Raw genomic sequence first — 12,566 nt, 5'->3', positions numbered from 1 at the left:
GAAGATGAGCGATCCTGTTAAGCGTAGTACTTTTTATGGCCGACGACAGGGTCGCCCTCTGCGAAAAAAAGCGACAGAGCTTGTTGAGACAGTTCTGCCAAAAATCCAGATAGCGCTGGGGGATCCAGAAAACATCATCCCTTATAATCTGGATGACATGTTCGGGCGATCCGGCCATGAAACATGGCTTGAAATCGGTTTTGGCGGCGGCGAGCATTTGGCCTGGCAGGCAGAACACAATCCTGATGTTAATCTGATCGGGGCCGAGTACTTTATTAATGGGGTAGCCAGCTTACTTGGTCACCTTGATGATAATGGTGCCGAGAATGTTCGTATCTATCGGGGCGATGTACGCGATATGATGCCGTTCTTACCCAAGAATTCCCTGAGTAAGGTTTTCATTCTTTTCCCTGACCCTTGGCATAAAGCCCGTCATAACAAGCGTCGCATTGTCCAGATCGAAACACTGGATCTTCTTGCTGACTTGCTTGTAGACGGTGGTGAACTTCGTATGGCGACGGATGACATGGGTTATCTGCAATGGATGCTTGAGAGAACGGTTCCTCACCCTTTGTTTAGCTGGCAAGCTGAATCAAAAGACGATTGGAACCAGCGTACAGATGACTGGCCTAAAACCCGGTATGAAGAAAAGGCCCTGAAAAAAGGTCTCAAACCAGGGTATCTACGTTTCAAAAGAGTGCCACGGGCATAAATTCTTCAAGATACTGCTATTGTTTAAATGTGTGCTAAATTGCGCTTTTTCTGGTGTTTCAGAAAAGCGCTTGCACTGTAATGGGGCTGAGGTTACAGTGCGCCCGGGACACACTTTGTTGTAGCCCGCTACATCGAAGTTTTGAAAGCGGGCCTTAAGGCCCATTTTTTGTATCTAAATTCAGCGTCTTTTATTGTTTTTTGTCTTTATATCAAGGGCATAACCAAAAACATAAAACGGACGCATATGCAAACGGAGATGAGTTATTGTTAGACGCTAAAGGAGGTACGATACCTCTTCTTGCCAAAACGAGTGACGGTAAAGCTGCCCAGATAGAGCAGATTATAGCCCCGACTCTGGCGTCTATGGGCTTTGATATCGTTCGTGTTATGATTACAGGTGGCGATGAGCGCAAAACGCTGCAGGTGATGGCTGAGCATAGTGATCTGACCGAGATCATGACAGTTGATAACTGTTCAGATATCAGCCGCGCGATTGAGGCTCTTTTGGATGTGGAAGATCCTATCTCCGGCGCTTTTCGTCTGGAAGTAAGTTCCGCTGGTATAGATCGTCCATTAACACGCTTGTCGGATTTTCAGCGCTTTGCCGGCTTTGATGCCAGGATTGAAATGTTGATAAACGTTGATGGGCGCAGACGTTTTAAAGGGCGTCTTCTTGGTGTTGAAGGTGAAGCTATTCATCTTGATCTGGAAGAAGAAGAGGCCGAAGTATATCTGGCTTTTCAGGACATGTCGCGCGCAAAGCTTATTTTGACCGATGAACTGATTGCTGCAGCACAAGCGGGTGGATAGTACGCGCTTGTGAATAATGCGTTGTAGCGAGGTATTGAATACGCCGCGCTATAGGATAAACAAGTAAAGTGATGGTACAGAATATAATTCTGGCTTTCATGATAGATTGAGGATTTGAGGGCAAATGGAAACGACTGCTCTTTATAGAACTGAACTTCTTCAGGTTGCTGAAGCTGTTGCTCGTGAAAAAAGTATTGAGCGCGATGAAGTGCTCGATGCAATGGAGCAGGCTATTTCCAAAGCTGGACGCGCAAAATATGGTCACGAACGCGATATTCGTGCTGAAATTGATCGTAAAACCGGTGAAGTTAGACTGCGCCGTTATACAGAGGTTGTTGAGGAAGTTGAGAACGAACTGACACAAACAACACTCAAAGATGCACGAGTTCGTCAGGCTGATATTGAAATTGGTGAGTTCTTCTTTGATGAGCTTCCGCCAATCGATCTTGGTCGTATTGCTGCGCAGACCGCAAAACAGGTTATTGTGCAAAAAGTTCGCGATGCAGAACGCGCCAGACAGTTCCGTGAATATAAAGACCGTGTTGGTGAAGTTATCAACGGTGTTGTCAAGCGGAACGAGTTTGGCAATGTTACTGTTGACCTGGGTAAAGCCGAAGCCATTATGCGTCGTGATGAAACACTGCCGCGTGAAAACTTCCGTAATGGTGATCGTGTTCGCGCATATATCTATGACGTACGCGAAGAGCCTCGCGGACCACAGATCTTTGTATCACGTTCCCATCCACAGTTCATGGCGAAACTCTTCTCGCAGGAAGTGCCGGAAATCTATGATGGCGTAATTGAGATTAAAGCAGTTGCCCGTGATCCGGGAAGCCGTGCCAAGATTTCTGTTCTTTCTGAAGATGCATCAATTGATCCTGTCGGAGCCTGTGTTGGTTTGCGTGGTAGCCGTGTTCAGGCAATCGTGACAGAGCTTCAGGGTGAGAAAATTGACATTATTCCCTGGTCTCCAGATGTTGCGACATTTGTTGTGAACGCTTTGGCTCCTGCCGAAGTTTCCAAAGTCGTTCTGGACGAAGATTCAAAGCGTATTGAAGTTGTTGTTCCAGATGATCAGCTGTCTCTTGCAATTGGTCGTCGTGGTCAGAACGTGCGCTTGGCTTCTATCCTGACAGGTTGGGATATTGATATCATGACCGACGAAGAGGAATCTCGTCGTCGTCAGGAAGAAATCAAACAGCGTTCTCAAAACTTCATGGATGCACTTGATGTTGATGATGTGATTTCCCATCTTCTTGTTGCCGAAGGTTTTGAAAGCGTTGAGCAGGTTGGATACGTTCCTGTTGATGAGCTTGCCGCGATTGAGGGCTTTGACGAAGATATCGCTGAAGAACTTCGTAATCGTGCCCGTACTTACCTTGAAGCACACGAGAAAGAGCTTGAAGAATCTCGTCAGAACCTGGGTGTTCAGGATGATTTGATGTCTGTTGATGGTCTCACTTCCGAACAGGTTGTTCACTTGGGTGAGCAAGGCGTTAAGACGTTGGACGATCTGGCTGACTTGGCTGGTGATGAGCTTGTTGAGATGCTTGGTGAAGAGCTTGCAATTTCAGAAGATAAAGCTAATGAAATCATCATGGCAGCACGTGCACACTGGTTTGCAGATGAAGATGCAGCTGCTTCTGAGCCTGTTGAGGCGAGTGAATAGATAAAGCCAGAGGATTAGATACTTTGGTTAAGTCTGTAACGACAAAAAAAACTGAGGGAAAGAAGAAGGTTAGAAAGAAGCGGAAGAGCGAGCCTGAAAGACGCTGTATCGCTTCTGGTGATCTTTTCCCTCAGTCGGCCCTGTTGAAATTTGTGATCGGGCCGGACGGAAATGTGGTGCCGGATTTATTCGGAAAACTGCCGGGACGCGGAATCTGGTTGTCTCCAAGCCGGGATATGGTAGAGAAAGCGTGTCATAAACAATTATTCGCTCGTTCGGCTAAAGCGAAGGTCAAAGTGCCCGATGATTTGATCGAGCAACTTGACGCGCAGCTAACGAAACGTTGCCTTGATGCTCTTGGTCTGGCAAAACGTGCAGGACATTTAGTAGCAGGGTTTGAAAAAACGAAAGCTTGGCTTTCTTCAGGGAACGTCAAGATACTTGTACAAGCCGCCGATGCGGCAGAAGATGGGCGCGGTAAAATTCGTGCATTGGCCAGGGCTATTGATCCCGACTTGCCGATAAACGAAACCTTTACCGGGCATGAGCTAGGGCAAGCGCTAGGCCGGGATACCTGGGTACATGTAGCGCTTAGACCGAGTGGAATCGCTGATAGGTTCGCCGCTGATGTGGCGCGGTTGTTAGCTGTAAGAGGAATTGCGGGACATCCCGCCAAAAAAGTAAGTGGACGCCTGAAAGAATGACCTCGAGCAAGGACACCAGTAAGAGCAAAAAGCCGCTGACATTAAGCCGGCCGAATACGCTTGAGTTGAAGAAAACTGTAGAAACCGGCCAGGTTAAGCAGAGTTTTAGCCATGGGCGGTCTAAATCCGTTACTGTGGAAGTAAAACGTAGCCGCACATTCGAGCGCGGTGAGAGTGGGCGCATGGCTGAAGTTACGACGCCAGAGCCAAGCCTGACCGAAGCGCCGGAGCCAGAGAAAAAGGCACCTGCTGCGCCAAAGAAAGCAGCAAAGCCTGTGGCACCGCATGATGATCTGACAAATGCTGAAAAAGCAAAACGTATGCAGGTCCTAGCGGCTGCACGTGAAGCTGAAGAAAGCAAGAAGCAGGCTGTGGAAGAAGAGCAAAAGCGTCTGGAAGAAGAAAACAAACGTAAAGCTGCTATTCAAGCTGAAGAAGATGCGCGTCTCGCTGCGGAAGAAGCTGAGCGCGTAAAAGCCGAAGCTGCTACTGCTCGAGCCGAAAACACTAAAAGTTCAATGGAAAAAGCAGAAGAAGAAGCCAAAGTTGCTGCACGTGTAACCACGGAAGCTCGCAAGAAGCGCGAAGCTGCTGAGCGTGCGCCTGATCCTCGTTCTGCTAAACCAAAGCCAAGACCAAAGAAAAAGCCTAATGTTGCACCAGCATCCGTTGGGGAAGCTATTGCAAATGAACTTGGTGGTCGTGTTAAGCAAGGGAACAAACCTACCTTTGTTCCAAAGCAGGCTACTGATAAAAAAGAGGCCACTGGCGATCGCCGTAATAAAGGCAAACTAACTATATCCAGTGCGACTTCAGATAATGATGGGCGTCAACGTTCATTGGCGTCTGTTAAGCGCCGCCGTCAGAAGAAGCTTCAACAAGAGCGTGGTGGTAATCGCGCAGCGCCGACCAAAGTTTTACGTGAAGTTATCCTGCCTGAAACAATTACAGTTCAGGAACTGGCGAACCGTATGGCCGAACGTGCGACTGAAGTTATCAAACAGCTCATGAAGCTTGGTGTGATGGCAACGATCAATCAGACGATCGATGCTGACACTGCGGAAATTGTTGTTCAGGAACTTGGTCACACAATCAAACGTGTTACTGCGGCGGATGTTGAAGAAGGTATTCTCGGTAATCAGGATGAGACCGATGAAGAGCAACAAACTCGCTCTCCTGTTGTTACCATCATGGGCCACGTGGATCACGGTAAGACATCTTTGTTGGACGCCATTCGTTCTGCGGACGTTGTCCGTGGTGAGGCCGGTGGTATTACCCAGCACATTGGTGCCTATCAGGTGAACCTTGCCTCTGGTAACAAGATCACCTTCCTGGATACACCGGGTCACGCCGCCTTTACTGAAATGCGTCTGCGTGGTGCGACTGTAACGGATATCGTTGTTCTGGTCGTTGCCGGTGATGATGGCATTATGGAACAGACTGTCGAAGCGATTAACCACGCTAAAGCATCTGATGCGCCGATCATTGTTGCGATCAACAAAATGGATAAACCCGAAGCGAATGCTGATCGTGTTAAGCAGGAATTGCTACAGCACGAGCTGATTGTCGAAGACATGGGTGGTGAAATCCAGACTGTTGAAGTGTCAGCTAAAACAAAGATGGGTATCGATAAGCTTGAAGAAGCCATCATGCTCCAGGCTGAATTGCTTGAACTGAAAGCAAATGCTGATCGTGCTGCTATTGGTGCTGTGATTGAAGCCAAGCTTGATAAGGGCCGTGGTTCTGTCGCGACTGTGCTTGTTCAAAAAGGTACGCTGAATATTGGTGATATTTTTGTAACAGGTAGCGAGTGGGGTCGTGTTCGTGCCATGACAAACGAACGCGGTCAGAAGGTGAATTCTGCTGGGCCGTCACTTCCTGTCGAGGTGTTGGGTCTAAACGGTACACCGAGTGCCGGCGATGATTTTGTTGTTGTTGATACCGATGCCAAAGCTCGTGAAATTGCTGAATATCGTGAGCAGAAGAAAAAAGATCTTGCTGCCGCAGCAGCTGGTCGTGGTTCTCTGGAACAGATGCTTGCCAAGCTGAAAGAAGGCAAAGCGGAAGAACTTCCGGTTATCGTCAAGGCTGACGTACACGGTTCTATGGAAGCCATCGCAACAAGCTTGCAGAAAATGAACACTGACGAAGTTAAGGTGAACATTCTTCACACTGGCGTTGGTGCGATTAACGAATCAGATATTACCCTGGCTCAGTCTACGGGTGCATTCGTTATTGCCTTTAACGTTCGTGCAAACCCGCAGGCACGTGAAATGTCACGTCGCGAAAACGTTGATATTCGTTATTATTCCATTATCTACAACGTCGTGGATGATGTGAAAGCAGCGATGAGCGGCCTTCTTGAGCCTGAACAGCGTGAGAAGTTCACTGGTTATGCTCAGATCCGCGAAGTCTTCAATATTACCAAGGTTGGTAAGATTGCGGGTTGCATGATCACCGAGGGTTCAGTTCAACGTGGATCTAAAGTTCGCTTGCTACGCGATAACGTGGTTATCCATGATGGTGCGCTGAAAACTTTGCGTCGCTTTAAAGACGAAGTGAAGGAAGTGAAAGAAGGCTACGAATGTGGTATGGCCTTTGAAAACTATTCAGACATTCAAGTGGGTGATCAGATTGAGTGTTACGTCATCGAAGAAATCGCACGAGAGCTATAGTAGCTCTCGTCAGCGATAAAGGGATGATATGAGTTCCAATAATAAAAACCGCAGTGGTACACCCAGAAGTCAAAGACAGTTACGCGTGGGCGAAGAAATTCGCCACGCGATGTCTGAGATATTGAACCGGACAAGCTTTAATGATCCGAACCTGGAAAGTGTGATTATCACTATTTCAGAAGTGCGCATTAGTCCTGATCTGAAGAATGCGACAGCTTTTGTTGTGCCTTTGGGTGGGGCAGATCTTGAAGCAGTGACAAAATCGTTGAATAAAGCGAATGGATTTTTCCGGCGTGAATTAAGCCATATGCTGCGATTGAGAAGTTGCCCTAGGATTGGTTTCGAACCGGATACTTCATTTGATGAAGCTGCCAAAATCAATACGTTGCTGCAAAGTGATAGTGTTCAGCAGGATCTGCGTCACGATGACGATGATGCGTTGATCGATTCGCAAGCCGGGGATGACGAAGCGGACAGCTGATGGCCCGTAAGAAAAAAGGTCTTCCTATCCATGGATGGCTTGTTTTGGACAAGCCTCTTGGACTTTCTTCTACACAATTGGTTGGCAAGGCCAGACGAGCTCTTAATGCTCAGAAAGTGGGGCATGGCGGAACGCTTGATCCCTTGGCCAGTGGTTTGCTTCCCTTGGCATTTGGTGAGGCAACCAAAACAGTATCCTATGCAATGGATGGGCGTAAAACCTATCGCTTTGCGGTTAAGTGGGGGGAAGCGACCTCTACAGAAGATCGCGAGGGCGAAGTTATTGAAATCAGTCCAGTACGCCCTGTAAAAGAAGATATACTTCAAGCTCTTGCAAATTTTGTTGGCGATGTGGAACAAGTACCACCGCGCTATTCAGCAATTAAAGTTGATGGAAAGAGAGCTTACGATCTTGCGCGTGATGGAGATGAAGAGTTCGAGCTAAAGTCCCGTATTGTGCATATTAGTCGGTTTGATTTAATCGACATGCGCAACGAGGATGTCGCCGAGTTTGAGGTCGATTGCGGTAAAGGAACGTATATCCGTTCTTTGGGGCGTGACCTTGCCAAGGCACTGGGGACTTGTGCGCATGTAATCGAGCTACGACGTACACGCGTAGGACCCTTTACTCTAGAACATGCGATTTCACTGGAATCTCTTGAAGAGATCGGGCATAGTCCCGCTGCCGACGGGCTTTTGCTCCCGGTAGAGACCGCGCTGGACGACATCTCGGCGTTGGCCTTATCAGAAGCTGAAGCAACCCGCCTTCGTCAGGGGCAGGTGTTATCTATGATAACGCGACATGACCTTGACCGGATTGGAGACTTAGTTAACGGCGATGTTTTTCTGGCAACAGAAAATGGAACTCCCGTTGCTCTGGCCCGATTTGAAAAAGGTGAGGTGAGATCAGTACGTGTTTTAAATCTCTAGGGTTTTCCTAGATAGCTTTTAAAGAAGGAAAAGCGATGTCGATTACGGCTGAGCGTAAGCAGGAACTCGTCAAAGAGTTCGCAACTGTTGAAGGTGATACTGGTTCTCCAGAAGTACAGGTAGCTATTCTATCTGAGCGTATCAACAACCTGACTGAACACCTGAAAGATCATAAAAAGGATTTCCATTCCCGTCGTGGTCTTCTTGGGATGGTTGGTCAGCGTCGTCGTCTGCTGGACTATACCAAAAAGAAAAATCAGGGCCGTTATGATGCTCTGATTAAACGTCTCGGCCTTCGCCGCTAAGGCAAAGGAAGTTTCATGTGACACCCGGTCCACAGCGAATATCATTCCTGTTGGCCGGGTGTACGTCTATTCAAGGAGTAGCCAGAACTGGAATGTGAGAGCTTTTCTCGCTAATCCAAGAACTGGGCCATGAGTTGAATAGTTATTTGATATTGTTTCGGGGGTCGGGGCAATGTCAGGTCTGCGCCGGTCCTGCGTAAGCTGTTCAATTGAGCGGACAGCTTTCGTAGGCCCGGCAAAATAAAAGAAGCCGGCCCGTCATAATAAGGAAAACTGATGTTTAACATCTACACTAAAGAAATTGAATGGGGTGGTCGTACCCTTAAGCTGGAAACTGGTCAGATTGCACGTCAGGCTGACGGTGCAGTATTGGCAACTTACGGTGACACTGTTGTACTTTGTACAGCTGTTGGCGCACGTAGCGTAAAACCAGGTCAGGACTTTTTCCCACTGACAGTAAACTATCAGGAAAAAACATACGCCGCAGGTAAGATACCAGGTGGCTTCTTTAAACGTGAAGCACGTCCATCTGAAAAAGAAACCTTGGTTTCTCGTCTGATTGACCGTCCACTTCGTCCGCTTTTTGCTGATGGATATCTAAACGAAACTCAGGTTATCTGTACTGTTATCAGTCATGATCTTGAGAACGATCCTGATATCGTTGCTATGGTTGGTGCTTCTGCAGCACTGACAATCTCTGGTCTTCCATTCCTTGGCCCAATTGGTGGCTGTCGCGTTGGTTACGAGAACGATGAATATGTTCTTAATCCGCTGATGCAAGACTACGAAAACATGGATCTTGATCTTGTGCTTGCCGGTACACACGAAGGTGTGTTGATGGTCGAATCAGAAGCAAAAGAGCTGTCCGAAGAAATTATGCTTGGCGCTGTTGCTTTTGGTCATGAACAGATGATGCCTGTGATCAATGCTATTATTGAGTTGGCTGAAGAGTGTGCAAAAGATCCTCGTGAACTTGCACCTGTAGATCCTGCCGTGGCAGCTGTGAAAGAAAAACTGATTGCTGGTGGCATTCTTGATAAATTCACAGAAGCTTATGGCGAGCAGGAAAAACTGCAGCGTCAGGTAAACATTGCTGCGGTTAAACAAGCAGCTTTGGAAGGCTTGGAAGAAGACGAAGCAGCGATTGCTGGCGGTCTGTTCAAAAAGCTGGAAGCTGAAGTTGTTCGCGGTAGCATCTTAAAGACAAGCATGCGTATCGATGGTCGTAACACCAAACAGATTCGTCCGATTGTTTCTGAAGTTGGTAAACTTCCGCTAACACACGGTTCAGCACTCTTTACGCGTGGTGAAACTCAGGCGCTTGTGACTTCTACATTGGGTACTGGACAAGACGAGCAGATTATCGATCAGCTTGAAGGCAGTTATCGTGAGCACTTTTTGCTACATTATAACTTCCCTCCATATTCAGTTGGTGAAGCTGGCTTCCTTCGCGGCCCAGGTCGTCGTGAAATTGGTCATGGTAAACTTGCTTGGCGTGCGATTCGCCCATTGCTTCCAACAAAAGAAGATTTCCCATACACAATGCGTGTGGTTTCAGAGATCACTGAATCTAACGGTTCTTCCTCTATGGCGACAGTTTGTGGTTCTTCCCTTGCGTTGATGGATGCAGGTGTTCCATTGAAATCACCAGTTGCTGGTATTGCGATGGGTCTGATTAAAGAAGGCGATGATTTTGCTGTTCTTTCTGACATTCTAGGTGATGAAGATCACCTTGGGGATATGGACTTTAAAGTCGCCGGTACTGAAAACGGTGTGACTGCTCTGCAGATGGATATCAAAATCACATCCATCACACAGGAAATCATGAAGGTTGCCCTGGAGCAGGCACATGATGGTCGTATTCATATTCTGGGTGAAATGGCGAAAGCCCTTACATCTGGTCGTGAAGGCGTTTCCGAGCACGCACCGCGCATCACCACATTCAGCATTCCAAAAGATAAAATCCGCGAAGTTATTGGTACTGGCGGTAAAGTTATCCGTGAAATCACTGAAGAAACGGGCGCCAAGATTGACATCGAAGATGACGGTACAATCAAGGTTGCTGCTGTTGATAAAGAAGCAGGCGATGCGGCTGTTGATTGGATTAAATCAATTGTTGCCGAGCCAGAAGTTGGTGTTGTGTACGACGGTAAAGTCGTTCGCTGTGTTGACTTCGGTGCTTTCGTGAACTTCATGGGTGCACGTGACGGTCTTGTTCATATTTCTGAATTGGAAAATCGTCGTGTTGGCAAAGTGACTGACGTTGTAAACGAAGGCGACATGGTTAAGGTCAAATGTATCGGTATCGAACGCGGTGGTAAGGTTAAACTTTCCATGAAACGTGTTGACCAAGAAACCGGTGAAGATCTTGAAGGTCAGGAAGACGAAGAATAAGTCTTCTGACTGGTTAGGAAGTCCAGGGATAAACTGGACCTACTACGCCATGTAAACTGGTAATTGACCTGTCATAAAAAGCAGGTATTAAGAAACGGACGATCTTGTAAAAAGATTGTCCGTTTTTTATTTCAAGTCAGCATGGTTAAGTAATGGGAGATGGAGCATGGCAAACGCCACTCCGCTGGTAACACTGCCTAAAGTACAGGCCCACAGAGGGGCAAAAGGCGTTCGACCAGAAAACACAATGGCAAGTCTGCGTGAAGCTCTTGATCAAGGAGTTCACTGGACTGAATTTGATGTGAAACTGTCAAAAGACGGCGTTCCCATTATTTATCATGACCAAGATCTAAAGCGGACGTCCGGTATCGACGAACTGGTCAAAGACTATAGCTTTGCCGAGTTGCAGGATATTGAAGCCGGTGCATGGTTTGAGGAAAAATACCGTGGCGAGAAAATTCCTTCGCTGGAAGAATTTTTGCTGTTCCACATTGAACATGACCTTCATCCGAACATTGAATTGAAACCATCCGATGGCGAAGAAGAAGAAACGTCACGCAGAGTGGTTGAGCTATTGAACAAAATATGGCCGAAGCATTTGGATAAGCCATTGTTTAGTTCATTTAAGCTGAAGTCGTTGGAAGTTGTCAGAGATCTTGCCCCGGACCACCCCAGAGGCTTGTTGCTTTACGATGATATGACGGATTGGCAGGAAAATGCTAAGCGTCTGGAATGCTCGGCAATTCATCTGTGGCATAAGATGTATACGCCTGAACTGGTCAAGGAAATCAAACAGGCAGGCTATGCAACGGCGACCTATACAGTCAATGACGTTGATCGCGGGGTTGAGCTAGTGGCTATGGGCGTCGAAAGCATCATTACCGATTTTCCGGGTGATATGATTGCAGCATTAAAGTAATTGCTTTGATTTGTCATCGCGGCAAGAAAGTTGTCATTCTTGGTGGGAGCCTAATGGGTGGTTACGCAGCTGATAGTCGTTCCCAGATAAATTGGGCGACGATGCCAGTATCCCGATTACGGGCGCGCATTTGAAAGAGATGAGATTGTCGTGGCGGATAGCCCTCAACATTGAGAGGGACGAGCTTGCCTGTATCAATTTCATCCCGGATTAAATGTTCTGGCAGACCTCCCCACCCCATTTTTTCCAAGATGATATCTTTTTTTGCGGCAAAGTCTGAAACAGTCCAGCGAAGACCGCCGGGTAATAGGTCACGACTTTGTGGTTGTTTACCGCTTCCACTGTCAGCAACAACAACCTGAATATAACTTTGCATCTCGCTAATAGAGTTCATTTCTGTATTTTGCGCGGGCTCATAGTCGGGATGGGCAACCGGGATGATTTTTACCGATGCGAAGGGAAGTGCTTCTACTTGATCCATCGGGGCGTCATCCGTTGTTGCCACGATGATATCTGCGTTGCCCTGGAGGAGCCGTTCGATAGGCCCACTCATACTTTCCCGTGACAAATGAATGTGTGTTGCAGGGTAGGTTTCTGTTGTTTCGCGGATGACTTCCAATAGGGGTTTTAAGGGATATGTAGCCGTGACGGCTAAATATACTTCTGCTTCCTGTTTGGCCGTGAGGTTTTTTGCAACACTCCCCAGTTGCTGCATTTGCTGTAACACGCGGGTTGCATGACGATAAAACACTTTGCCTTGTGGCGTGAGCTTCGGGCGGTATTCTTCACGTGATAACAGAATAATATCGATTTCTTCTTCCAGCTTTTTGAGCATATGACTGATGGCAGACTGGGATTTATTCAATCGTTCTGCAGCGGCCCGAAATGTTCCCGTCGTGACAATGGCTTGTAAAACGACCAACTGCTCATGTGTCATGATCAAACTCTCTAACGATATCAATAATG

11 protein-coding genes are annotated in these 12,566 nt (G+C 47.4%); 10 read left to right on the top strand and 1 reads right to left on the bottom strand.

Features of this window, described 5'->3' with window-relative positions; all coding sequences use genetic code 11:
* The first annotated feature begins 4 nt into the window (after positions 1 to 4).
* The 10 genes from trmB to BKB51_RS18180 all read left to right on the top strand — a co-directional run bounded on the left by trmB (position 5) and on the right by BKB51_RS18180 (position 11,600).
* On the top strand, positions 5 to 712 hold the full coding sequence (trmB, locus tag BKB51_RS18225; protein ID WP_085902548.1) for a tRNA (guanosine(46)-N7)-methyltransferase TrmB: 708 nt from the start codon (positions 5 to 7) through the stop codon (positions 710 to 712).
* A 266-nt stretch (positions 713 to 978) separates the two neighbouring features.
* Positions 979 to 1,524 (top strand): ribosome maturation factor RimP, encoded by a 546-nt coding sequence (rimP, locus tag BKB51_RS18220; protein ID WP_245813301.1) that lies wholly within the window; start codon positions 979 to 981, stop codon positions 1,522 to 1,524.
* Between the two features lie 124 nt (positions 1,525 to 1,648).
* Positions 1,649 to 3,193, top strand: coding sequence for a transcription termination factor NusA (nusA, locus tag BKB51_RS18215; RefSeq protein ID WP_085902547.1), 1,545 nt, complete (start codon positions 1,649 to 1,651; stop codon positions 3,191 to 3,193).
* A 23-nt stretch (positions 3,194 to 3,216) separates the two neighbouring features.
* Positions 3,217 to 3,897 carry an RNA-binding protein gene (locus BKB51_RS18210; RefSeq protein ID WP_085902546.1) on the top strand — a complete coding sequence of 227 codons (681 nt, stop codon included), beginning with the start codon at positions 3,217 to 3,219 and terminating at the stop codon, positions 3,895 to 3,897.
* A complete protein-coding gene (gene infB / locus BKB51_RS18205) occupies positions 3,894 to 6,572 on the top strand; it encodes a translation initiation factor IF-2 (RefSeq protein WP_085902545.1) in 2,679 nt (892 codons plus the stop codon). The genes BKB51_RS18210 and infB overlap by 4 nt, the downstream gene beginning before the upstream one ends.
* Positions 6,573 to 6,600: 28 nt before the next feature.
* Entirely contained in the window at positions 6,601 to 7,053 is a 453-nt protein-coding gene (rbfA, locus tag BKB51_RS18200) for a 30S ribosome-binding factor RbfA (protein WP_085902544.1), read from the top strand.
* Entirely contained in the window at positions 7,053 to 7,982 is a 930-nt protein-coding gene (truB, locus tag BKB51_RS18195; protein WP_085902543.1) for a tRNA pseudouridine(55) synthase TruB, read from the top strand. The genes rbfA and truB overlap by 1 nt, the downstream gene beginning before the upstream one ends.
* A 35-nt stretch (positions 7,983 to 8,017) precedes the next feature.
* Positions 8,018 to 8,287: a 30S ribosomal protein S15 gene (gene rpsO / locus BKB51_RS18190; protein WP_047764175.1), complete on the top strand. Its 270-nt coding sequence runs from the start codon at positions 8,018 to 8,020 to the stop codon at positions 8,285 to 8,287.
* A 276-nt stretch (positions 8,288 to 8,563) separates the two neighbouring features.
* The gene (gene pnp / locus BKB51_RS18185; RefSeq protein ID WP_085902542.1) at positions 8,564 to 10,681 is read left to right on the top strand and encodes a polyribonucleotide nucleotidyltransferase; all 2,118 of its coding nucleotides are present in this window, start codon (positions 8,564 to 8,566) and stop codon (positions 10,679 to 10,681) included.
* A 166-nt stretch (positions 10,682 to 10,847) separates the two neighbouring features.
* On the top strand, positions 10,848 to 11,600 hold the full coding sequence (locus BKB51_RS18180; protein ID WP_085902541.1) for a glycerophosphodiester phosphodiesterase family protein: 753 nt from the start codon (positions 10,848 to 10,850) through the stop codon (positions 11,598 to 11,600).
* Positions 11,601 to 11,661: 61 nt separating this feature from the next.
* Here BKB51_RS18180 and BKB51_RS18175 read toward each other — a convergent pair whose 3' ends face one another.
* Positions 11,662 to 12,537 (bottom strand): LysR family transcriptional regulator, encoded by an 876-nt coding sequence (locus BKB51_RS18175; protein ID WP_085902540.1) that lies wholly within the window; start codon positions 12,535 to 12,537, stop codon positions 11,662 to 11,664.
* Positions 12,538 to 12,566 lie beyond the last annotated feature (29 nt).

This window comes from Kiloniella majae, from assembly GCF_002118315.1.
Taxonomy (GTDB): Bacteria; Pseudomonadota; Alphaproteobacteria; order Kiloniellales; family Kiloniellaceae; genus Kiloniella; species Kiloniella majae.
This window is presented reverse-complemented; position numbering and strand designations above follow the sequence as displayed.